This window comes from Kitasatospora cystarginea, assembly GCF_039533515.1.
GTDB lineage: Bacteria > Actinomycetota > Actinomycetes > Streptomycetales > Streptomycetaceae > Kitasatospora > Kitasatospora cystarginea.
In genome coordinates this window covers 1-23,081 of record NZ_BAAATR010000052.1, presented here as the reverse complement: position 1 = coordinate 23,081, position 23,081 = coordinate 1, and the positions used below count along the sequence as shown (strand labels likewise).

General features: G+C 68.8%; 20 protein-coding genes. 12 read left to right on the top strand and 8 right to left on the bottom strand.

What is annotated here, in order from left to right:
• The first annotated feature begins 80 nt into the window (after positions 1-80).
• On the top strand, positions 81-1,154 hold the full coding sequence (locus ABD369_RS35485; RefSeq protein ID WP_344640760.1) for a PP2C family protein-serine/threonine phosphatase: 1,074 nt from the start codon (positions 81-83) through the stop codon (positions 1,152-1,154).
• Between the two features lie 85 nt (positions 1,155-1,239).
• Here the strand turns inward: ABD369_RS35485 and ABD369_RS35480 are convergent, their stop codons facing one another.
• Together ABD369_RS35480 and ABD369_RS35475 are read right to left on the bottom strand one after the other, a co-directional pair.
• Positions 1,240-2,283 carry a YVTN family beta-propeller repeat protein gene (locus ABD369_RS35480; protein ID WP_344640759.1) on the bottom strand — a complete coding sequence of 348 codons (1,044 nt, stop codon included), beginning with the start codon at positions 2,281-2,283 and terminating at the stop codon, positions 1,240-1,242.
• Between the two features lie 77 nt (positions 2,284-2,360).
• Positions 2,361-3,578 (bottom strand): Dyp-type peroxidase, encoded by a 1,218-nt coding sequence (locus tag ABD369_RS35475; RefSeq protein ID WP_344640758.1) that lies wholly within the window; start codon positions 3,576-3,578, stop codon positions 2,361-2,363.
• A gap of 802 nt (positions 3,579-4,380) precedes the next feature.
• Here ABD369_RS35475 and ABD369_RS35470 point away from each other — a divergent pair.
• Positions 4,381-5,721 carry a hypothetical protein gene (locus tag ABD369_RS35470; RefSeq protein ID WP_344640757.1) on the top strand — a complete coding sequence of 447 codons (1,341 nt, stop codon included), beginning with the start codon at positions 4,381-4,383 and terminating at the stop codon, positions 5,719-5,721.
• Positions 5,722-6,255: 534 nt separating this feature from the next.
• Positions 6,256-7,320 carry a glycoside hydrolase family 16 protein gene (locus ABD369_RS35465; protein WP_344640756.1) on the top strand — a complete coding sequence of 355 codons (1,065 nt, stop codon included), beginning with the start codon at positions 6,256-6,258 and terminating at the stop codon, positions 7,318-7,320.
• A gap of 326 nt (positions 7,321-7,646) precedes the next feature.
• On the opposite strand, the gene ABD369_RS35460 is transcribed toward ABD369_RS35465, so the two are convergent.
• Positions 7,647-8,474: an MBL fold metallo-hydrolase gene (locus ABD369_RS35460; protein ID WP_344640755.1), complete on the bottom strand. Its 828-nt coding sequence runs from the start codon at positions 8,472-8,474 to the stop codon at positions 7,647-7,649.
• A 580-nt stretch (positions 8,475-9,054) separates the two neighbouring features.
• Between ABD369_RS35460 and ABD369_RS35455 the strand changes: the two genes are divergently transcribed.
• On the top strand, positions 9,055-10,341 hold the full coding sequence (locus ABD369_RS35455; protein WP_344640754.1) for a hypothetical protein: 1,287 nt from the start codon (positions 9,055-9,057) through the stop codon (positions 10,339-10,341).
• Positions 10,342-10,386: 45 nt separating this feature from the next.
• Here ABD369_RS35455 and ABD369_RS35450 read toward each other — a convergent pair whose 3' ends face one another.
• Complete coding sequence (locus tag ABD369_RS35450; RefSeq protein ID WP_344640753.1) at positions 10,387-11,451, bottom strand: peptidase; 1,065 nt, start codon at positions 11,449-11,451, stop codon at positions 10,387-10,389.
• Positions 11,452-11,482: 31 nt separating this feature from the next.
• Complete coding sequence (locus ABD369_RS35445; protein WP_344640752.1) at positions 11,483-12,019, bottom strand: hypothetical protein; 537 nt, start codon at positions 12,017-12,019, stop codon at positions 11,483-11,485.
• 426 nt (positions 12,020-12,445) lie between these two features.
• Here ABD369_RS35445 and ABD369_RS35440 point away from each other — a divergent pair, with 426 nt between their 5' ends.
• Positions 12,446-13,564 (top strand): Vgb family protein, encoded by a 1,119-nt coding sequence (locus ABD369_RS35440; protein WP_344640751.1) that lies wholly within the window; start codon positions 12,446-12,448, stop codon positions 13,562-13,564.
• Positions 13,565-14,110: 546 nt separating this feature from the next.
• On the opposite strand, the gene ABD369_RS35435 is transcribed toward ABD369_RS35440, so the two are convergent.
• Positions 14,111-15,121 carry a COG1361 family protein gene (locus ABD369_RS35435; protein ID WP_344640750.1) on the bottom strand — a complete coding sequence of 337 codons (1,011 nt, stop codon included), beginning with the start codon at positions 15,119-15,121 and terminating at the stop codon, positions 14,111-14,113.
• Positions 15,122-15,158: 37 nt separating this feature from the next.
• Positions 15,159-15,692, bottom strand: a complete 534-nt coding sequence (locus ABD369_RS35430) for a hypothetical protein (RefSeq protein ID WP_344640749.1) — start codon at positions 15,690-15,692, stop codon at positions 15,159-15,161.
• Positions 15,693-16,260: 568 nt separating this feature from the next.
• Between ABD369_RS35430 and ABD369_RS35425 the strand changes: the two genes are divergently transcribed.
• The 7 genes from ABD369_RS35425 to ABD369_RS35405 all read left to right on the top strand — a co-directional run bounded on the left by ABD369_RS35425 (position 16,261) and on the right by ABD369_RS35405 (position 22,223).
• Positions 16,261-16,887: a hypothetical protein gene (locus ABD369_RS35425; RefSeq protein WP_344640748.1), complete on the top strand. Its 627-nt coding sequence runs from the start codon at positions 16,261-16,263 to the stop codon at positions 16,885-16,887.
• A gap of 292 nt (positions 16,888-17,179) precedes the next feature.
• Positions 17,180-17,587 (top strand): VOC family protein, encoded by a 408-nt coding sequence (locus tag ABD369_RS41335; protein WP_425557848.1) that lies wholly within the window; start codon positions 17,180-17,182, stop codon positions 17,585-17,587.
• The gene (locus ABD369_RS41330; protein ID WP_425557847.1) at positions 17,509-17,697 is read left to right on the top strand and encodes a VOC family protein; all 189 of its coding nucleotides are present in this window, start codon (positions 17,509-17,511) and stop codon (positions 17,695-17,697) included. Before ABD369_RS41335 ends, ABD369_RS41330 begins: the two co-directional genes overlap by 79 nt.
• A 384-nt stretch (positions 17,698-18,081) precedes the next feature.
• Complete coding sequence (locus ABD369_RS41325) at positions 18,082-18,456, top strand: flavoprotein (protein ID WP_425557846.1); 375 nt, start codon at positions 18,082-18,084, stop codon at positions 18,454-18,456.
• A gap of 123 nt (positions 18,457-18,579) precedes the next feature.
• Positions 18,580-19,689 carry a beta-ketoacyl-[acyl-carrier-protein] synthase family protein gene (locus ABD369_RS35415; RefSeq protein WP_344640747.1) on the top strand — a complete coding sequence of 370 codons (1,110 nt, stop codon included), beginning with the start codon at positions 18,580-18,582 and terminating at the stop codon, positions 19,687-19,689.
• Between the two features lie 483 nt (positions 19,690-20,172).
• Positions 20,173-21,171, top strand: a complete 999-nt coding sequence (locus ABD369_RS35410) for a hypothetical protein (protein WP_344640746.1) — start codon at positions 20,173-20,175, stop codon at positions 21,169-21,171.
• A gap of 41 nt (positions 21,172-21,212) precedes the next feature.
• Complete coding sequence (locus ABD369_RS35405; RefSeq protein ID WP_344640745.1) at positions 21,213-22,223, top strand: TauD/TfdA family dioxygenase; 1,011 nt, start codon at positions 21,213-21,215, stop codon at positions 22,221-22,223.
• An 89-nt stretch (positions 22,224-22,312) separates the two neighbouring features.
• Here ABD369_RS35405 and ABD369_RS35400 read toward each other — a convergent pair whose 3' ends face one another.
• The gene (locus tag ABD369_RS35400) at positions 22,313-22,870 is read right to left on the bottom strand and encodes a hypothetical protein (protein WP_344640744.1); all 558 of its coding nucleotides are present in this window, start codon (positions 22,868-22,870) and stop codon (positions 22,313-22,315) included.
• Between the last annotated feature and the right edge of the window lie 211 nt (positions 22,871-23,081).

The window sequence follows — 23,081 nt, the reverse complement described above, 5'->3', positions numbered from 1 at the left end:
GCCGCCCGACCTGTGTGACGCGGGAGAGCGACACGGTGGCGAGGTCTCCTGAGGAACGCGGAGTCCCGCACAGTGCTGGTGTGCGGGCCAAGTTGCTGCCCGTGCTGCCTGCTCTGCTGCTGTTCATCGGCCTGCTCATCGGCCTCTTCACACCCCGCGATGTCAGGCCGGATGCCTTCCTCGCCACGGCCATGATCGCCGCCGCCGCGCTGCTGCCCCTGTGGGGGACGGTGCTCACCGGAGTGGGCGCGTGCGCCATCTTCGTCGGCCTGATGGTGGACTTCGACGCGCTGCGGGATGCGACCGCCTACTCTGAGCTGGCCACCCTCGCGGCGATCGCGGCATTCGCCGTCTTCCTCAACCGCCTGCTGGGCCGACGCGCCCATCAGCTGGTTCAGGTCCGCTCGGTGGCCGAGGCCGCCCAGCTGGCGGTGCTGCACCCGGTACCACGCCACCTCGGGCACGTCACGCTCGAGAGCCTCTACCTGGCCGCCGCGGCGGAGGCCCGGATCGGCGGCGACCTGTACGAGGCGATACGCACCCCGCACGGCGTCCGGCTGCTCATCGGCGACGTACGCGGCAAGGGCCTGCTCGCGGTGCAGACGGCCGCGGCGCTACTCAGCGCCTTCCGCGAGGCCGCCCACGACGCGCCCGACCTGCCCCACCTCGCGCGCCGCCTGGAGACGAGCATGAGCCGCCACGCCTCCCAGTACCCGGGGGTCCCGGGCTCGGAGATCGCCGAACGTTTCATCACCGTGCTCCTCGCCGAGATCCCGGACGACGAACCGGTCGTCCGGACCGTCACCTGTGGCCACCCGCCCCCGCTGCTGCTGCACCGCGGCGGGGTCCGGAAGCTGCAGCCCGCCGCTCCCTCGCCGCCGCTCAACCTGGGCATGCTGGTGAGCGACGGGTACCACGTCGACCTCGCCCCCTTCCACCCCGGAGACCAGCTCCTCCTGTACACCGACGGGGTCACCGAGACCCGCGACCGCTCCGGCGCCTTCTACCCCCTCGCCGAGCGCATCCGCTCGTGGAGCGGTGATGCGCCCCACCAGCTCCTCGAGCACCTCCACCGCGACCTGGTCGCCTACAGCGGCGGCGAGCTCGACGACGACATCGCCGCCCTCGTCGCCCGGCGGCGCCCGAGCCGCTGAGCCTGACGGTGTCCGCCTGACGGTGTCCGACCGCAGGGTGGAACCTCATCCACGGCCGAGAAGTCGAAGCGGGCCGACACCGCGGTCACGGACCCACTGCGACGCCGTAGGGGCTGGTGCCGACTGCTACGGTTGCGGCAACCCTGAGGTTCTTGGGATCGATGACCGCAAGGGTGCCCGCTCCCTGGTTCGTGACGTAGACCGCGCCCGAGGTGACCGCCAGGTTGAACGGGTCGGTGCCCGGAGGGCCCACGGCAACGGTCGCCGAGACGCGGTGGCTACGGGTGTCGATCACGGATACGTTGCCCGGGCCGAGTTCGGCCACATAGGCCCTTGAACCATCAGGTGCCAGCGCCACGTCGAAGGGGCCTTCGCCGACCGGGACCGTGACGGCGACCGTCCGCGTGCGGATTCCCACGGCGGAGACGGTCGCCGCCGTCTCGTTGGCCACGTAGGCCGATTCGCCGTCCGGGGTGACGGCGACGCTCACCGGAGAGCGGCCGGCGGGCAGGCTCCCGACGACGCGCCGGGTACGGGTATCGAGGACTGACACACTGTGCGACCCGGCGTTGGCGACGTAGGCCGTGGCACCGTCGCGACTGACGGCGACGCTCACCGGGGAGACGTCGACCGGGACCGTCGCGGTCACCCGGTTGGTTCGGGTGTCGAGCACCGAGACACTGTTTGAACCGCCGTTGGCGACATAGAGGCAGGTGCCGTCGGGGCTCAGCCGGACGCCAGTGGGGCCGTGCCCGACCGGCACGGTGGTGGTGATCTTGTTGGTGCGGGTGTCGAGCACCGAGACCATGGCCGATCCGTTGTCTGCGATGTACGCGTACCTGCCGTCGGGGGTGATCGCAATGCCTTCAGGCGCGTTGCCGGCCGGGACGGTCGCGACGACCTTGTTGGTACCGGCGTCGATCACCGAGACGGTGTTGCCGAGCTGATTGGTGACGTACACGTGGCCTGTGACACCCGCGAGTGGAGCGGCGGAGGGCGACGGGGACGACGCCGGGATGAGGCGCGCGGCGAGGAGGTCACCGGCCAGCAGGAGCCCGATGGCGGCCGCCGGCTCCGGCCGGACCGCTATCCCGCCCAAGCCGCGGCCGGTGTGGATCCGGAAACGCATCTCGCCTCCTGGGCACTTCGTGGAACTTCGGTTTGCGAGCCGGACCGTCTCCCGCACAGCCGGTCCGGAAGCAGCGGTCAGGTCAACAGCCCACGGGCGAAGTAGTCCTGGTTGTCGCGCACTCCCGGAAGGGCGAAGAAGTAACCTCCGCCGCGCGGACTGATGTACGGCACGAGCGCCTCGGCTTCCAGCCGGGTCTGCATGGCGATATAGGTGTTGAGTTCGCGCTGGAAGCAGCAGAACAGGTGCCCGAGGTCCGGACGGCCCTCCACGCTGGGACTGCGCTCGTAGTCGTAGCTGCGACGCAGGATGGAGCTGGTCGACGCGGTCTGAGGAGTCTGCGGGTTGGCGAGCCGGACATGGCAGTTCAGCGGGGTGATCAGTCCCTGCGGGTCGTTGGTGTAGATGGGATCGAACGTGTCCGGCGCGTCGTCCGAGAGGGCGTACAGCGGAGCGCCGCTGATCTTCCGACGGCCGAAGATCCGTTCCTGTTGGGCGACCGGCACCTTCTGCCATGCCTCTAGGAAGAAGTGGACGGTGCGCAGTACCTGGTACGTCCCGCCCGCCGTCCAGGCTGGCTCGTCGGTGTTGGGCTGCACCCAGACCACCTTGTCCATCTGGGATGTACTGGTGGTGTCGGGGTTGGTGATGCCGTCCTTGAACCCGAACCAGTCACGCGGAATCCCGGTCGGGCGAGGCGGATTGCGCTGGCAGTGGAAGCTCCACCGCTGCTTCAGCACGCCCTTGGTGTGGCTCAGGATGTCGAGCATCGTGTGCACGGTGCTGTCACGGTGACCGGAACACACCTGTAGCAACAGGTCGCCGTGGCACAGTTCGGGGTCCAGGTCGTCGTGGAGGAACGGCACCATCGTCTTGAGCTGGACGGGCTTGCGTGCGTGCAGTCCGTAGCGCGTGTCGAACAGGCTCGCGCCGACGGCAACGGTGATGGTGAGATCGTCCCGCACGACTCCGGGACCCAGGATCCCGTTGTCCGCGGGCGGAGCGTCCGCGGACGCATTCGGATCCGTGCGCCCCGAGGTCAGCAATCGGGCCCGGGAGGTCAACGCGCGGAAGAGCTCGATGAGTTCTGCACGGTTCGCGGCTGTCACGTCGAAGGACGCGAACGCTCCAACGGTCTGGGGCGGGGTGGCGATGCCTGCCTGGTGGTAGCCGTGAAACGGAATCAGGGTCCCGGTCGTCCGGTCGCCGTCTTCTCCCCGGGCGAGGGCTTCCCGGTCGCCCAGCAGGCTCCCGCCGGCCACCCCGACCAGGCCGGCGGCCGCGCCCTGAAGCATCGACCGTCGCGCGAGGAGACCCGCCGGGCACCCTCCGCCATGCCACCAGTCCGCCGGGGCTGAGCCTCTCCCGTCACCCATTTCTCCCTCTCGGATCGAGCACGGTGGTGTGCGTCTGCGGCCTGGGCGGATACCCCGCCTGACCGACCTGGCTGTGATGACCGGTGGGGGTCGCCCTCGTCGGTACTCGGACGGTGACCGGCCGCATTCCGGATGTCCGGAGTGCCGGGGACTCGTCCGGAGCACGGGTTCCACCGACAGTGGCATGCGACCACGGTCAGCGCTCACCCGCATCCCGGGCGTGCCGTTCGGTCGCGGCGGCCGTCTACCCGTCCGAGGAGCCCGGGGCGGCCTGACACCGGTCCGGATTTCACTCGGACAGACGCCCTGGACGGCGACCACCCGTCGGGACGACCAGACTCCTTGCGGGCTCTGTCGTCGGCTGTCCACCAGTCCGAGACCGGTCGATGGTGACGCAGGACCGGCGCGATGACAGGTTGGGGATTCCGCCCGGGCCCGCAAGACGGCCACGGTTGGCGGGTTGTCCGAGGAGCCGCGCCGTCGTCCGCGGGCCCAGCGATCTTCCACCCCGGTTCAGGAGGGCACATTGCGTGCGAGACACAGCTTGGTCCTGATATTCGTGGCCGCGAGTGTCCTGACGTCGGCCATCGGCAGCTCGCCAACCTCGACGCAAGAGGCGGAAGCGGGGCTGGTACAGGGGTCGGGCCCCCACGTCGGTACGGTCCCCGGCTCCTCGCCGACGCAGAAGGCGGTTCCCTCCGCCGAGCCGGCGCGAGGCACGTTGCTCCAGGCCCCGGCACTGCCCGGAGCACAGCCGATCTCGGGCAACGACCGGGTGTACACCGCCGATCAGAGCTCCAACACGGTCAGCGTCATCAATCCCGCGACGAACACGGTGCTGGGCACCATCGCCTTCGGCAAGCCGCGGATGGACCCCAGCGCGGACGTGCTGGGAGCGATGTACGACGGCGAGATCGACGTGCACGGCCTGGGCTTCTCCCGGGACGGCAAGTGGCTCGACGTCATCGACGTCACCACCAACGCCGTGCACGTCATCGACACCGCCACCAACCAGGTAGTGCGCACCGTCTACCTGGGTCGCGCGCCGCACGAGGGATTCTTCTCGCCCGACGGCACCCGGCTGTGGGTGGCCGTGCGCGGCCAGGACTACATCTCGGTGGTCGACTGGCAGGCCGGCAAGGAAGTCGACCGGATCCACACCGAGGACGCGCCGTCGAAGGTGGTCTTCAGCCCGGACGGCAGACTCGCCTACGTCAACCACCTGCGCGTCCAAGTGCTCGACGTGATCGACGTGGCCTCCCACCGGATCGTCAGGCGCGTACCGATCCCCGCGGAGGCCGGGGGCTCCTCCGACGAGGCGATCTCCCCCGATGGCAGGGAGATCTGGCTGGGCATGCCCACCAACGGCCGGACCACCGCCGTACTCAACGCCGGCACCTACCGGGTGGAGGCCGTGCTGCGCACCGGGCCGCGCACCAACCACCCCAACTTCGTCACGGTCGGCGGGGCCGACTACGCGCTCCAGACCGTGGGCGGGCTGAACGAGACCCTGGTCTACCGCCGGTCGCACGACGGGACGCCGCCGACACTGGTGAAGACCATCCACAACAACGGCCACGGACCCCATGGCATCTGGCCGAGCCCCGACAACACCAGGGTCTACGTCGCCCTGCAGAACTCCGACGCGGTCGACGTCATCGACACCAGAACCATGTCCGTCACCACGACCATGCCCATCGGCCAGTCGCCGATGGCCCTGGTGTACGTGGCACGCAACGCTCCGGCCACCACGACGCAGAACCTGGGCCGGCAGGGCCTGGGCATGCGTACGCAGAACCTGCCCCTGCAGGTCCCCGGCACCTCTGCCAAGGGAACGGCACTGATCCGGGCGCTACCCGGCATCGACGAAGTCGACATCAGGGCGACGGGGCTGGCGCCCAACCAGCTGTTCACCGCCTACGCCGGCAACGGCACCAGCACGACGGCGCTGATGTCCATGACGAGCAACCAGTTCGGCGACATCGACGAAGGGCTGTCCTACTCGTACTTCTTCGCCAACCACTACGGCTCCGTCGTCCTCAAGCCGGGCGCTCCGCGCTGAGAGTGTGCCTGCAGGATCGTGCGAGGGGCGGTCGCGCTGGGCCTCGCTGACTCGCTACCGCCAGTCGATCGAGGTGACCGGGCCGTTGCGCGGAGGGCTTGACTCGGTCCACCCGGAGGTGGATCCTCGGCGATTCACCATCGCATCGTGGCTAGCAGGGGGTGGGAGACAGCCAGCAGCAGTCCCAGGGAGGCGGCGGAGAAGGGGACGATACGGCGGGGGCTGATCGCGGTGAATGCCGGCGCACCACGGTTGCGGCCCCGCCCGGTCCATGGCGGCCGGTGCCCGCCGTGGTGTCGACCAGGACCACGTCGTTCTCGGTGAGAGCCTTAGCAATTTGTAGCCTTTTCATTCGGGTGGCGAAGAGGTGGAAGGCTCCGTACTGTCGGAATGGCGGGGAATATTCAGGCCCCGCGAGGCTGATATTTCATTCCGCTGCCTCAGGCGCGCAATGGCCTGCCTGAGGGCCCTCAAGCAACCCGTGGAGTGCCTGTGCGCGCTGTGGTGCGACTCATATCGGCGGCAGTTTCCTCCGTGTTGTTCCTCCTGCTTTCTCCGCTGCCTGCAGTGGCGGTGGGGCCCGATGCCATCCAGGTCTCGCTTGCGCCGTCGAGGGCCTCCGCAGCAGTGCCGGCAGCTGCGACTCTGACCGTGCGCGCCAGGCGGTGTTTGACGGTCATGTCGCTCGGCGTCGCAGTCCGCGACGAGCGGGGGACCAACTTGGACTTCCCGGGGGCGGCGCACCAGGTGCGCATCTGCCCATCCGGGCTGACGGTCACCACTGGAAAGCGCGCATTCGAAGCGGGAAGCTATATCGAGTTCGGGTACTACCAAGACCGGACGGGCTATCATGAGCTCGGCGCCCGAATGCTGACGATTACACCGCCAACGCAAGAGGTTGGCCATTCCCCGGCCGCCGGGAAAAACCTCGTGTTCAACGAGGATTTCGGCTCGGCCATTGCATGGGGAGATCGCTGGCAGGGCAGGCGGACGAGTGCCTACCGGTATGGCAGTCACAATCCGGATGACGCCAAGCTTGATTGGCTTGCCTCCTCGGCCGTGACCGTGTCCGGTGGCACCGCGACGTTCACCGCCCGCCGCAGCCAGCGTGACCTGGAAAACGGACGGCGCGCCTGGGACACGGGCATGCTCACCACCGAGGGAACCGCGCAGGGCTTCCAGGCGAGGACCGGCGACTACATGGAGACCCGCGTGAAGCTCCCCACGCAGCAGGGAGCGTGGCCCGCGCTGTGGACCTGGAAGGACGGCAACGGCGAGGTCGACACCTTCGAATATCACCCGGACCACGCCAGTCTGCTGGAGCTGACCAACCACGTTCGTCCGGCCGGCTACTACTACACCAACGCACATGCGATCGCCCCTGGCAGGTGGGTGACGATCGGAGTGCACTACGGTGCCACCTGCAACGACTGGTACGTCAACGGGGCCAAGGTGTTCTCCGACCACACCGGCGTGGGCGACGACTGGTCCGCCTACTTGATCCTCAACCTGTCGGTCGACGCCGGCGAGTACCATGCCGCCCCGCGTGACCGGGAGCCGATCGCGTTCTCGGCAGCGTATGTGCGCGTGTGGCGCTGATGGCGTGGTAGCCGGTTCGCGCCCACGGCCTGACTGGCGCTGGACGACAGATCCAGCCCTCCGGCAACGAGCCGGTCGAGTTGATGCGAACCGTCACCGCGCTCGTCCGTGAACCAGCAGGCCGGACGATCGACTTCGTGATGGCATCGGCACCGGTGTCCGACTGCCCAACTGCCCAACCATGGACGATCAGCTTTCTCCCTGGTCGGCGGGGCGCCGACCACAGCGGTCGGCGCCCCGCCGCGCTTCACCCAGAGCTCACTTCGACGGAGAGGTTTGAGAAACAGGCGTTCAGCTATCGGCCCGACCTGCGGTCTGGCGATCCGTCAGTGGTGATCCGTCAGTTCTGCCAGGGCCGGGGGAGTGTCCATCCAGACTTTGAGTCGCGCCTGCTTGTTGTTGTCCGGTACGCCGGCAGCGGCGGCGGCCTCCCGCAGGTCCACCGCGCACAGTGCCTCGGTGGCGGCGGTTCGCAGGTCTCGGATGTACTCGCGGTTCGTCTGCACGTCCTCGGGAGTGCCGAACAGGGCCATGTGACCGGATACGACGGTCTCGAAGTCGTATTCCAGCATCTGGTCCATGGCGGCGAAGTACGCGGGCACACGGGCGGAGAAGAGCAGCCGGAAGAACGGCGCGTTCTTGACCGTGAAGCTGTCGATCGCCGTCAGGACCTTCTGTTCCGGGAGGTGGATGAAGAGATTGCCCGGCTGATGCCAGTCGCCCGTGTACTCGAGGACGAACCGCTCGCCGTCGCTGCTCAGTTCGCTTCTCGTCCCCGTGAAGGTTTCGTTGGGCAGTGGACGATCGTCGTCGTGCGCCTCCTTGATGAACCGGGCGGTGAGCTCATGCGAGATGATCTTCAGGTCGTCGCGCGCCAGCAGGTGGGCGGAGCCGATGTGGTCGGCGTGCGCGTGGCTGTAGATGAGGTGGGTGATCGGCTTCGGGGCCACCTCCCCGATGCCCGCCAGCAGCGCTTCACCCAGGTCCGGAGGGGCATCCACCACGACGACGCCGTTCTTGGTCACCAGGAATACGGTGTTGACCATCCCGCTGGTGATTCCGTAGGCGCCGCCGCCCAACTCCGTGACGTGATAGCCGGATTCGGGGATCTCCGGGCCCAGGGCGAAATCGGGTACGGGTGCGAACTCTGCCATTGACGTCTCCTTTGTCGTCCGGTCGGTCGCTGGTCGCCGGTCGCCGTCGCGGAGACCAGGCCCGGCTGCCGTCCTGTGGGGGCGACCAATGCCGTTGCTTGAGCTTCTAAATCAATTTGGGGAGGAGCTTGACGATCTTGGGTGGGATGCGTCTGGTCGGTTGACGTTTCCAGCCCTTGGGCGGGTCGGCGTACTTGAGTTTCAGGCGTTTGACGAGGCGGTCTGCCTCGCGGTCGCGGCGCGGACCGATGTCGAGTCGCCATGAGCCCGACACGCTTGACGGGCGTTACCGGGCGCAGGAACACGTATCCAATATGGGGTATTTGATACGTTCTGATCCATGCTGACGATGGCGGACGTGATGGCGAGACTCGCCGTTGGATTCTCAGGCACCGCCCGGACGGGTGCTGAGCGATGTGTGGGGGGAAGCCTTGGGCCGGTCGATGCTCCGGCATGCCGTCCTGACGCGCCCCGGGTGTTGGGTCCCAGCCGTCCGGTCGCGAGCGGACACATCTTCACCCGCGGACGGCTCCGCCTGCCACGCGCGGTCTGTGCTGCGGTCGTTGCCCTCGCGTTCGCGTTGGCCTGGGTCGTGACCGGTCCGTCCGACGCCGCCCGGGCCGCGACCGCGTGTACGGCGAGCCTGTGCGTCCTCAACCCGAGTGCTGCGGACGCCCTCTACGTCCACCCCGGCAGCGTCCAGGTCACCGGCAGCATCCTGGTCAACTCGACGAACAGTCAGGCCGCGCTCGTAAGTGGGAGCACCTCGGTCATCGCGAACGGGGGTACCATCGGCGGCCCGGCGGCACCGGCCGGCTTCGCCACGTCGAGCGGCGGCGCGTACAGCCCGGCCCCGACCAACCAGCCCGCCGGCACCGACCCCTACGCCTCCTTGGCCCAGTGCCCGGCCGCGTCGGCTTGTCCTTCGACGCCGACCCCGCCGTATCCCTCGGTCAACCACGTCACGGGGAACCAGACGATCAATCCGGGGGTGTACTCCAGCATTTCGTCCGTGACCGGCACGCTCACACTCAATCCCGGCACGTACGTCATCACCGGCACCACCGGCATGACGATTTCCGGTGGGAAGGTGAACGGCACCGGGGTGACGATCTACCTCGCCTGTCCTTCCTATCCGACGGCGTGCGCGGCGGGCACCAGTGGTGCGGCCTTCACCGACCAGAGTGGTGGCAAGACCACTCTCAGCGCACCGACCACGGGGGCCTTCGCCGGTTTCTCGGTCATCGCCGACCGCAACAACACCGCGGGGGTCGCGGTCACGGGAAACGGCACCTCGATCACCGGCGGCGGCACGATCTACACCGCCTCGGGGAAACTGACGGCCGCATCCGGGGGCAAGGCCAGCTTCACCCGCGCGGTCGTGGACAGCGTCGAGACCAATGACAGCAACAGCTCCCAGATCACCGTCATCCCGACCACGGGAACGCTGTCGATCAGCGTGCCGGCCACCGCGGGCCTGGGCACCGCGGCGCCCGGCGGCACCCTCAGCGCGGCCCTCGGCACGGTGACCGTCTCGGACCAGCGAGGACTGGCTACCAGCACCTGGACGGCGACGGTGTCCGCCACCAACTTCACCACCGGCGGCGCCACGCCCGCCGAGACGATCACCACCTCGAACGCCTCCTACTGGTCCGGACCCGCGACGAACACGAACGGAATTGTGACGGCCACACCGGGTCAGAGCAGCGCCTCGGCCGCACAGGCGCTCAGCAGCCCGAGAACCGCCTTCACCGCCAGCGGCAACGGGAACAACTCCACGAGCTGGAGCCCCACCGTGGTGATCACGATCCCCGCTGCTGCGGTTCACGGCACCTACACGGGCACCGTGACCCACTCCGTGGCCTGATGTCACAATCCCCTGCCGGTGAAAGCATCCGGACGCGGGCCGGGTTCAGCTCACCCGCCTGCGGCGTACCACCCCGTAGCCGCTGACGACCAGGAGGACGACGGCTGACACGCCCACGGTGAGGCCCGGCACCATCGAAGCGGAGTCCGCCACGGTCGGTTTGACCGGCGCGGCGGCTTGGGAGCCGCCGGGGAAGGTCATGGTGGCCGTGACGGTGTGCTGGATGAGACCGCTGGCCAGTGTGAGGCGGACCTTCCAGGGGCCGTTGGGAAGCCGCCCGTCCAGGGGGACGGTGACAGGCTCGGCCTCGCCGACGCCGAGCGTGGTGCCGAGGTTCGCCGTGAAGGGACCTGCGCTGAGAGATCCCGGCCCGTCGGTCATCGACATGGTTCCGGTCAGGTCGAGGGCACGCTTGCCGGTGTTGTGGACCTTGGCCACCACCCTCGGGGTGCCGTCGGAAGCACGCGCGGGAGTCAGCTCCTCGATCTGGAAGTCGGACGGCGGGTCACCACCGGGACCGACATCGAGGTAGATCCGGACTCCCACGCGGTTGACCAAGCGGATGTTCGCAGCCGGGCCGGCAGCGCCCGCGATCTGCGCCCAGAGGACTGCGTACCGTTCGCCGGCGGACGCCTTCGGTGGCACCCGGACGCTGACCCGGACCACGGCCGTGCCGTGCGCCGGGACGTCGCGGACGGCGGCGGACGGCGGCGTGGACGACCGGGTGGCCCCTTCCGTCCGGGGTGTGCCGCAGTCCGTCGCCCTGCTGGACACATCCGAGTCCGAGATGCAGTCGTCCACCGAAACCCAAGTCGTGAGCTCGTTCGGGGTGCGGTCCGCATCCATGGTGAAGGTACCGCCGTTGACCACGGCGGAGCCCGCGTAGAGGTCGACGCGCTGGTCGACGTCGGAGGTGTTCGTCACCTGCAGCCGGCGGTGGATGACGTCGCCGGGCGCGAGGTGGTCCACGATGTACATGTGTGCGCGCGGGTCGGGTTCACGGTCCCGGGGCGCGTCGAGGAGCTTGAGGCCGATGCTGCCCTCGGAGGGCGGCGTCTCGCCCTGAGCGCCGACCGGGGCGGTGCTTGCGCCGTAGGCCAATGCGAGCACCGCCGCTGCCGTGCACAACCGGCGGGCCCGGCTATGCGATCGAATGTGTCACCGTCCCGGTGTAGGTGCCGTTCACCGCGCTGGCGGGGATAGCGATGACGAGCGTGGGGTTCCAGGTCGCGGAGTTGTCGCCGGTGCCCCCGCTGAGGCTGTAGGCGACGCGGCTGGTGTCGAGGGTCTGGGCTTGGCCCGCCGTGGCCTGGCCGGGCGTGAAGGTACCCAGGCCGGTCGTGGCGCTCGCGGTTCCCGACCAGTAGGAGACCGCGCTGGTCGGGACCGTCTCCGCGGTCGTGCCACCGCCGGTCTTGAAGCTGGTGGAGGTCACGGACGCGGTCCAGGCGGCCGTGAGCAGAGCTCGGGCGTCGGTGACAGTGACATTGCCCAGCTGTCCGCTGATGCTGTTTCCGGGCGCCCCACCTCCCAGGCTTGCCGAGCCCGGGACGGAGATCGCCAACGAGCCACCCGAGACAGAGAACGTGACCGTCGTGTCACCGGGCGCGGCGCTGGCCACTCCGGCGACGGCGACAACGGTCGCGGCTCCGGCGACCAGGGAATATCGGATACGCATGGGCTCTCCTACGTCGTCAAAGCATGGAACGGCACGATTCGGTGCCAGTCCGATGTGGGCTCATATTCGTATATGGCGATTAACGCCACTCTCCCCGCGATGGAGCGCGAAAACGGAGCCTCAGGGATTGAAGCGGGAATCGAGCGCATGATCAGATGTCCAGAGGATTTACAGAATACAATCATAGGAAAGACGTGATGCTGGATCCCGAGGAAGCAAGTCCAACATTCCGCTCCAATTGGCGTTTCTGACGTCAACTCAGTGGGGATTGTAGGTGTGCAGCGCGATCGCGAAGGCGCTATCGGCATGAGTCGCGTGTCGCGGTATCGGGCGGCTGCGCCATCTCTCCCACCTATAAGCCCGACACCGGTGATGCGTGCCATACCGGTGGTCCGGCTCCCGGGGTGTCCTTCCGAAAGGTGTCTCATGTCCCACCGTCCTGGCCGTCTCAGGCGGCTCTACCGTGCGCTCGTCGTCTTGGCCCTGACGGCCGCTGTCGGCGCGACCGGCACCGTCGCCTTCGGCGCCTGCCCGCACCGTCCCGGATCCCTGCGCCCGTGGGTGAAGTCCTGCCTCCGGCACCGGGGGCCGACGGGGCTCGTCGGATGCCTCGCCGGGGGGAAACACCTCCGAGCGAGGGCGCCACAGCCCCGCCAGACCCCCACCATCAGCGAACTGGCGACACCCACCGCCAACTCGGCCCCGGTCGGCATCACCCCGGGGCCGGACAGCGCCCTGTGGTTCACCGAGAACGCCGCCAACGCGATCGGGCGCGTCACCACGACCGGCACCTTCACCGAGTACTCGGTGCCCACCACCAACGCCGGGCCGGCTGAGATCGTCACCGGGCCGGACGGCGCCCTGTGGTTCACCGAGTCGAACGTCGACAAGATCGGCCGGATCACCACCGGTGGCACGTTCACCGAGTACGCGCTCCCGACCTCCGGCGCCTACCCGTGGGGCATCACCGTCGGATCGGACGGCAACCTCTGGTTCGCGGAGGCGGGTGGCAACAACATCGGCCAGATCACCACCGGCGGCACGGTCACCGAGTTCGCGCTCCCGACCTCCGGCGCCTACCCGCTGAGCATCACCGCAGGGCCGGACGGCAACCTGTGGTTCACCGAACTACTGACCGGAAGCATCGGCCAGATCACCACCGGCGGCACGATCACCGAGTTCGCGGTCCCCTCGCTGAACTCGCTGCCCGTCGGCATCACCGCCGGGCCCGACGGCAACCTGTGGTTCACCGACGCCGGAGCAACGCAGATCGGACAGGTCACCACGGCGGGTTCGTTCACCGCCTACAACCTCACGGACGCCGTCTTCCCGTTCCCGTGGGGCATCACCACCGGACCGAACGGCAACCTGTGGTTCACCGAGAACGCCAGCAACGACATCGGCCAGATCACGACGTCGGGGACGATCTCCGAGGTGGCGATCCCGACCTCCGGCGCGAGCCCGTTGGAGATCACCACCGGATCCGACGGCAATCTCTGGTTCACCGAGAACTCCGCGAGCCAGATCGGAACGGTAACCCCCTGACAGGGCCGGCGGCGTGAACCCGCACCATGCCGGGTCGGTCCCCGCTCCCGCCAGTCTTGGCGGGAGCGGGGACCGACCCGGCATGGTTGGCGGGAGCGGGGACCGACCCGGCAGCTGTAGACCGTGATGCATTCCGGCGCGCTCGGCGGGACCGGCCCGTGCCGGGTCGCAGTCCACCTCACCTACGCGACCGGCGCCGGACCCGCCCTGATCGGCCAGCAGCACTCGCGGCCACCCGCCATCGCCGATGAGACCAGCGCAGCCACCACCCGACACGGACCCCAAGATCGCGCTCTACAGCTGCCGTGCCAGTTCCCCACGGAGTCCAGCCTGAGGGTGGTAGTAGGTGACCTCCAGCCGCGCACCGGCTCCAGGTGCCGTCGGCCCGAGCGGGCCAGCTCGGCGGTATGACCTTGTGGCAGCCGAGGGCGTCGGCAACGACGGGCCTTGCCCGACGTGGGGTCAAGCCGCCCGCGTTGGAGTCCGGCACGCTGGACCGACGCATCGTCAATGGCCTTCGATCGACTGAACGAATCGCCATCTCCGTCAGATGCCTCCCAACTCGAGATCACTTGATTCATGACTTTCCCGGCGACGGCGCCACGAGCGGAGGATCGGGACTGCGAGTCCGCCGAGAACGGCCAGCCCTGCTGCCGCTGGTCCACCCACAAGGATCCATTCGGCGGGTAGATGTGAGAGCAGTGAGCTGGAGTGACCTGCCGTGCCGGCGTCGGGAAAGGTGATGTGTCCCGTCCCGGTGTGACTCACGAGCCCGCTGGCGAGGTTCACATCGATTTTCCACGGGCCGTTGGGCAGGTCGTTGGGGAATGCCACCGTGACCGTTCCGGGCTCGCCGGGGGCGAGGGTGGTGCCGTGGCCGACCTCGAACGGGCCCGCGCGCATGCCTGCCGGCCCTTCGGAGAGGCTGACCGATCCGGTCATGTCCAAGGCGCGGCCGCCGGTGTTGCGCACGTGGATGCTCAGCGAGGGCTGTCCGTGCGGGGCGCGCGCGGGGGTCAGCTCGCCGATGGCGAAGTCGGACGATGGCTCGCCGCCGGGCCCGATGTCGAGGTACATCCGGATGCCGACCCTGTTGATCTGGGTGATGTTGGCGGACGGATTCGGGCTGGAGCTTGCCGAGGCCCAGATCACCGCGTAGCGTTCGCCGGCCGCGGCGGTGGATGGGACCTGGACGCTCACCTCGACGCGAGCGTCGCTGTGCGGCTGCAGGTCCAACTGCCGGCGGTCGAGCGAGACCCAGGACGTCAGTTCGTTGGACGCGTGCGCGGCTCCGAAGCGGAACTGTTCGTCGGTGACTGTTGCGGCGCCAGGGTAGACCTCGATGTGCTGCGGTTTCGGGGATTTGTTCACGATCCTGGCCTGCCGCTGAATGGTGGTGCCGGGCGGCAGGTGATCCACGATGTATCTCAGCGCCCGCGGGTCGGAGCGGCGATCGACGGGTGCCTCCAGCAACTGGATCCCGATGACGTCCCGATCGGGTTCCTCTGCGGCCGCGCCGGCCTGGGCAGCAGGTCCCAGGCCAGCGCAACACAGCATCGCCAATGACATCCATCCGACCAGTCGGCCGCGGTGATTACGCAACAGAATGCGTCACCGTTCCGGTGTAGGTGCCGGACTCGTTGGCCTGCGGCACATGAACGTTCAGCGAGGGGGTCCACGTGGCAGTGTTGTTACCAGTGCCACCAGCGTGGGTGAGCGCGGTCAGGGGCGTCGTGTTGTTCAGCGGCGCCGCGTTGCCGGAGGCGGGCTGACCGGGAGTGAAGACGCCGTTGCCCGAGCTTGATGTCACGGGTCCCGACCAGTAGCTCACGTCGGTGGCTGGGATCGTCAGGCCGGAGCCGCCGGCCCCTGACGTGAAGTCGGTGGAGATCACGCTTGCGGTCCAGGACGCATCGGCCAGGGCCCGCCCGTCGGCGACGAGGACGTTGCCGAGCTGGCCGCTGATGGTACCGCCCGGAGGGCCCTGGCCGATGGCCGCCGACGCGGGCGTGGTGATGTCCAAGGTGCCGCCCTGCACCTGGAACGTCGTCGTTGTGGGGCCCGATGAAGCTGCCGAGGCGGGCACCGTCGTCAGCCCCGCCGCCAGGAGAGCGGCGGTACCGATCACGAGAGATCTAATCGTGCGCAAATTATCCTACTTTCTGTCATTTCGGGGACTTTGCCTCAAATCCACCGAAAGGAGCCATTTGTCTCAGCAAGTTATCCGATTCGCTCCTTTTGGTGAGGTATTTCACCGGCCTTTCGAGAGGGGAGATGCGAAGACCGCGCTGGCGCGCAGACGTTGGGGTGTGCGACACGCCGTCAAGCTGCGGCCGGAAGGCCACCGCGCCCAGGTCGACGGCATCCTCACCGGCACTCTGGTCTCGGCGCGCCACCCACCCACTCGATGCGCCTGTCGGTTCTCGCGCGCTCGCGGCGGTCACCGTCGTGTCGCGTCAGCGAGTCCACTCGCGGAAACATAAAGTGACATTCAGATCGCAATGAGTGGTCAGCGGCTTGTCGTCGGCGCCCTGGCCTGGCGGAGGCCGCTCCTGCGTGAAGCGGAGACATAGGTGTTCAGACACGGGAGAGGGCGGGCTGGAGCAAGCCGCGGCACGGGAGGCATGGGCGGCATGTTTCGATCGTGGCCTTCGGTGTGGCGGGCCCGCAAAACGGGGGTGGTCATGATGGTCGGGTTGGCGCTCCTGGCGATCGTCCCGCCCACGGCCTGGGCCCCCACGGTCCAGCGCGCCTACGTCGCCGGCTACGACGACAGCACGGTGCCCGTTATCGACACCGCCGCCACCGCCGCCACCGCCGCCACCGCCGACCCTGCCACCACCGACCCCGGCGGCACCGGTGTCAGCTTCACGGTCATCCCGGCCAGCCGCCCCTCCCTGACCATCACCGAGAGCCACGCGGGCACCTTCGCCCAGGGCGAGGGCGGCGTCTACATCATCACCGTGGGCAACGCCACCACGGCCGGCCCGACCAATAACGCCAAGGTCACCGTCCACGGCACCCTCCCCGCAGGTCTTTGGGCCGACGGCATCACCGGTAGGGGGTGGCACTGCACCCTGGCCGACCTCAACTGTGCCCGCAGCGACGTCCTGCCTGCCGGGAACAGTTACCCGCCCATCATCCTGAAGGTCCGCGTCTCCTGCACCGCCCATGCAGAGGTCACCAGCACCGCCACCGTCACCGGAGGCGGTGACACCACCACCCACACCGCCACCGACACCACTAGGATCAAGCATCACGGGCATCACGGCCACCACGGGCACCACGGCCACTATGATCACTGCGATCACCACGGCCACTGACAACAACAGCCCAACGGCGGGGCCGATTCGTGCGGCCTCGTTCACGTTCAGCAGAAGCGTTTGTCTGCGAGTTCCGGCAGCAGTTGACGGGTGCCGGGCTCGCGGACCTTCGCGAGAAATGACGGCAGCAGGGTGTTGTTCTCGGGCACGGCCGCCTACTACCAGCGCGGGAGGCTGCCAGAAGCCCCCGAGCTGACGGACGTGCTCGCCGAACTCCGCGCTCGGCGCTTTCGCGACTGGCCTCGGCGATCAGTCGGTCGTCCGGATCCACGCCGACGACCTCGCTGAACAGATGCGCCGAGCTCAAGGCGAGGGTGCCCGACGCCGTATGTCAGTGCTCGGACGTAATCTCGCGCGCATGACGCTGAGTTGGAAACTGGTCATCGACAGTACGAACGCACCCGCACTCGCGGAGTTCTGGGCCGCGGCGCTGGGCTATGAGGTGGAAGATCCCAGCGCGCTCGTCGAGCAGTTGCTGGCCTCGGCCACATCGGCGAGGAGGCGGTCGCCGAGCACCGTGGCCGCAGGACCTTCCGCGGTTACGCTGCGATCCGCCACCCCGAGGATCCGTACGACGAGACCAGCGGCATCGGCCGCGGGCGGCGACTGCTCTTCCAGGACGTGCCCGAGGGCAAGGCCGGCAAGAACCGTCTACACCTCGACGTCCACGGCGAGCCGGGTGGCCTCGACGAGCTTGTGACACGGCTGGAGGAGCTGGGTGCGACCCGCGTCCGCGAAGTGGACAAGGGGCCTGCCGGACACTGGTGGATCATGCGGGACCCGGAAGGCAACGAGTTCTGCGCTGCGTAGCTCCCCTGATCGCCCGGGACTCCGCACCCCGCCACGCAGGACGACGTCCACTACGTAGCCAGCGGAGCCCGTTCGAGTGGCGGCCTGGGTGGATTTCCGGGTGCGACTCCAACGACCCACCGCCCTCGAGGCGTTTGTCCGGAGCGTAGCCCCAGGTGCCCTCCAGGCCGCCGGGCGACCGCCGCACGATCGCATCGCGTCCGAGTGCAGGGCGGGGACGGCCGCGGCGTCGTCCACGGTGCCGCCTCCGCCGTCCAGGAAGCAGGCCACCCGCCGGCGCTTGGTGGGGGCCGCTGCGGAGCGCAGACGGGACCGGCGATATCGCGGCGATACAGCGACGTTGTGGCACCTGCCTAACGTCGTCTCCGAACCGAGGGAGGACGGATGAACAGACGTCGACTGGTCGTCGGCATCAGCGGCGCGACCGGCATTTCGTACGGGCTGCGGATCCTGGAACACGCCCGAAAGGCCGGGCTCGAGACGCACCTGGTCGTGACCCCTGCCGGGCAGCAGACCCGGGCCTACGAGACCGACCTTTCGGTGGCCGACCTCGCCGCCACGGCAGACGGGACCTGCCGCTTGGGACCGGAGGATCGGCCCGTTCGTCGATGGCGTCCCACTGAGTGGTGGAGCAGAGATCTTGGTGTAACCCCTGGTCATGAAGCAGCCATCGCGCAACTCTCCGAGTGGGCATGCTCGTTGAGTGAGAGGTGCGCGATGGCCCTGTCCCAGTTTTCAAGATCGACGACATCACGATGACTCGGGCCAACATCGCCGTCACCCGCGCGCCGTCCTGCCCCACGTCCACCCGGAGGGCATCGACTGGCCCGCCGTCCGCACGGCCCTCACCGCCCCGGCGCGCCGCCTCGCCACCGCTTCCTGTTGACTTCTGCTGCTCCGTGCCGGACTTCGACGCTCAGCCGGTGCTCGGGCGCCGCACCGTGTACCGGCTGGACCGCTCCACCCAACTCGTCCTCATGGCCGCCAGGGAGGCGCTGCACGACGCCGATCTCGATCCACAGAGCCTGGGACGGCGCTCGCGTCGGGGTCGTCATCGGCTGCGGCATCGGCGCCTCCCAGACCTGGGAGACCCAGCACCGGCGACTGCTTGATCGAGGACCCAAACGCGTCTCACCGCTCCTGATCGCCATGATCGGGCCAAGCACACCGGCAAGCGAGATCGCCGTCGCCTGCGGCGCTCTCGGCCCGAGCCTGGTGACGGCGACCGCCTGCGCCTCGGGCTCGACGGCCGTGGCCGTGGCTCGAGACCTGCTCACCAGTGGCCAGTGCGACATCGTCCTCGCCGGCGGCACCGAAGCGTGCAACACGCCCCTGATCGCGACGGGCTTCGCGCAGCTCGGTGCACTGTCGACCCGTTGCGACGACCCCTCGACCGCCTCCCGGCCCTTCGACCGGACTCGGGACGGTTTCGTGCTGGGCGAAGCCGCCGCGGTCCTCGTCCTGGAACGGGCCCGGGATGCCGCCGCCTGCGGCCGCAAGCCCCGAGCCCTGTTCGCCGGGTGCGGATCCGCCACCGACGCCCACCACCCCACCGCTCCTCATCCCGAAGGCCGCGGGGTCAAGGAGGCCATCCGTGCCGCCCTGGCCGACGCCGCGCTCACCCACCAGGACGTGGACCATGTCAACGCCCACGGCACCTCGACCCTGCGGGGCGACGCCATTGAAGCGGACGCGATCAGCACGGTGCTGCCCGGTGGCCCCTTCGTCACCTCCACCAAGGGAGCTCTGAGTCACTCCCTCGGGGCCGCCGGCGCGGTCGAAGCCGCCCTGACGGTCCTCAGCCTCCAGCACTCCCTGATCCCGCCCACCGCCAACCTCGAGAGCCCCGACCCCGCATTCGACCTGAATCTGGTCACCAAAGCCGCCGCGAACGAACGCATCAACGCGGCACTGAGCACCTCCGTCGGCTTCGGTTGGCCACAACGTCGTCCTGGCATTCCGCACCCCCTGACCGCACCTCGGGAACAGTGAGGCCGGCTCCCAGCGACGAGAAACGACCTCGCGCCAGAAGCACGAACTACCTCGTGGGCGAGTGGATGGTCGGCCGATCATCCATGCCGGAGCGATAGCAGTCCTGCCAGAGCACCGCTTCGGGTGGCACCGTCAACATCCAGTCAGCTGGTTGCATATGGGCTCCCGCCAGCGCGGATGAGGTTATCGGCAGCAGCAGCCGTTGTTGGTGCTCCGGCGGCGCTGACGGCCTGGGCCGACCAGAGCCCGCGAGGCATGCCGGGCTCGTCGCCGCTGACAGCTAGTCAACTACGGCCCACCGCACGGGAATCGTCTTGCAGATCAGGGTTTCGTGCGGCGTGTTCCTGGCGAAGTACTTCAACCATGGGCTTATCGCCGGTTGCCGGTCATCCTGCTGTCGCTGTCTTCCGTGAGCCCCGAGGCGGGCGGCCCGTCCCGGTGCTGGGTCCGAGCGTCGATGCTGAGGCGAAGCGGACCGCGCGCGTGTTGGCCGCGGTGGCGACCCATGCCAGACCTGTCGAGCGGACCGCCGTGCTGCGGCAGGCCGCTGCGGTGGCCGGGGAGTTGGTGGCGGCGCTATCGGCTCTGGCTCCGGCGGTGGCCGGTGAGGATGTTCCGGCGGAGTCGACCAGTCAGTCGTACTTCCGGGTCCGTGAGGTGGAGTTGTCGGATCAGCAGGCTGCCCTGCACGGTGTCCTGGTCATCCACCGCGGTCTGGAGGATTTGTGTGATGCTCCGCTGTCGGGTGCCGACCTGGCGCTGGAGGTGGCCGGGATGCGGCAGTCGGTGCTCGACCTTACCGGCGCAGCGCCGGGCGCTGACCCCGACCCCGTCCCGCCGGTGGCCGTCCCTGAGCCTGGTGCTGGGGCGTCGTTGGAGAGCGCGTGGAGTGCTCGGTGGCTCATCGGGCACCAGGTCCATGTCCTGTTCAACGTCTGCGCTGCGGTCGCCGTGGCCGATGCCACCCGCCATCTGCGGGACGGCGACGGCGATGCCGCGCTGCTGCGGCTCGCCGATGCGACGGTGTACGTGCGCGGCTTCCCGGCGGCCATGGACCACGCCAGTACGATCCCGGCCGACTACTACATGGCGGCGATCCGCCACACCATGGCGCCCCCGTCGACGGACGTCCCGTTGAGCGGGCGCCAGCATCGCGGATACAAGCTGTTCCGGGCAGCGATGAAGGACCTGCTCTCGGTGGTGCCCGACTCCTACGAGCACCTGGCGGCCCGCGCCCCCGAGCTGGCCGAGGCACGGGGCGCTCTGCTGGAAGCCGACATCGTGGACGCCGAACGGCACGTCACCCTCGCGTACTCCATGGTGCAGCTGCGCCGTTCCATCGCTCAGCGACCCGAAGGCCCCGACAACGCCGTCGCCGAACTACGGCTCATGCGCCACCGCCGCGCGGCCCAGTACGCCCCCCTGATCCGATTCGGGGACCACTACATCGCCGACGCCGTGGCCGGCCTGCGCCACTCGTGAGTCCGCACGTCCGCCGCCCACACCACCGGCAGGAGACCCCGATGCCCGAGACGACGCCCGACACCACCCAAAGCACTGTCGCCGCCGCCGACTGGGAACTGGATCCGGCCGATGCCGGCGCGTGCGAGCGGATCGCCCGCACCCTGTGCACCAGCGGGCACGACCAGGTCGACAGCCCCGAATGGGTGGCACGGGCCCGCGACGCCTGGGAGGACCTCCCGCTACCGCTGCGCCGCGCGGTGCGCCGGTTCCGAAGGCACTCCGGCCCACACGGCACCATGGTGATCGGCGGCCTGCCCGTCGACCAGGCGGCCCTGCCCGCGACACCGGCCGTACTCGGCTCGGTCCAGCGCCACGCCACCGTCCCGGCCGCGCTGCTCACCATGGTGGCCTGCGGGCTCGGCGAGCCCCTCGCCTACCTGGCCGAGAAATCCGGCGCCCTCGTGCAGGACGTCGTGCCCGTGCCCGGGCAGGAGACCTTCCACGGCAACGCCGGATCGGTGCCGCTGTCCTTCCACACCGAGAACGGCTTCCACCCCCACCCACCCGACTATGTGATCTTCCTGTGCCTGCGCGCCGACCACGACCGGATCGCCGGCATGCGCACCGCCGGCATCCGCCAAGCACTGCCGCTCCTCACTCCGGCCAGCCGCCAGGCCCTGTTCACTCCGGAGTTCCTCACCACACCACCACCCTCCTTCGGCCCCGACGCCGCCACGAACGAGCCCGATGCCAAGCCCCGACCGGTGCTGTCGGGAGCAGCCGAGGATCCCGACATACGCATGGCCCAACTCGTCACCACCCCGCTCACCCCTCGGGCCACCGCGGCGCTGACCGAATTCGGCCGCGCCTGCGAGGCGAGTGCCCGCACCCTGCGCCTGACACCCGGCGACCTGGTCATCATCGACAACCGCGTCACCGTCCACGGCCGTACCGCCTTCCACCCCCGCTACGACGGAGCGGATCGCTGGCTGCAACGCACCTACGTCACCACCGACCTGCGCCGCTCCCGCGACCATCGCCCCCACGACGGCCACGTACTCGCCCGCTGACGGGTGGTTAAGGGGTTTTCGCCGACCGGCGGTGCGAGCCGTGAACCCTTCCCGATAGCCCGCCGCACGGGCACCGGCGAGTCAGCCGATCACGGAGTCCACGTGAAAGTGAACCGATTGCTGCCGGACATCCTGTAGGAGAGCCCGACGGGCAGTTGGCTCTTGTCCGTGTCGATGCCGACCACGCCGGTGCCCTGGTCGTAGGTGAAGTACACCGATCCGCTGGCGATGTCCTGCGAGGTGGGCAGGCGGCGGACGATGATGTGAGTGGCCTGGGTGCTCTGGGTGTCGATGGCCTGGCACGGCGCCCCGGAGGTCGGCTGCTGTTGGTCGCCGCCGACCTTGAAGGCCAGGGCGTAGGCGTCCTGCGGGTCACCGGTCGTGTGGAGCGAGGCACAGATCTGCCGGGGCTGGAGCGGTCCGCAGTCCGGATCGGGCTCCTGCACCACGGCCAGGGTGTGCACGCGGCTGGCCATGGCCGTGACCTTTTTGCCCGCGGTGGCTTGCAGAATCCCCGACACCTGCTGGTGGTCGTCCCATCCGGCGGCCAGGAGTACGCCGTCCTCGGTCACCGCCGCGGCGAACGCGAGCCCGGTGTGAACGGTGGCGATTTTCTTGCCTGTGGCGGCCTTCAGGATCCCCGGCACTTCATTTTCAGAAACTGGCCGGCTCAGCAGAGGCCGCAGTCGAAGGCGAAGTGCAACATTCGTGCGGCCAGCCGGGTGACTCTATGTGACATTACATTTACTTTTCGTAGGCATCTAGTGCCGTGACCGCATAGGTTCGCCGGGTTGGCGGTGGCGATGCCTGAACCGGTTGGATGTAGACGGACATCCGATTCGGTGCGGGGAGGCGTGG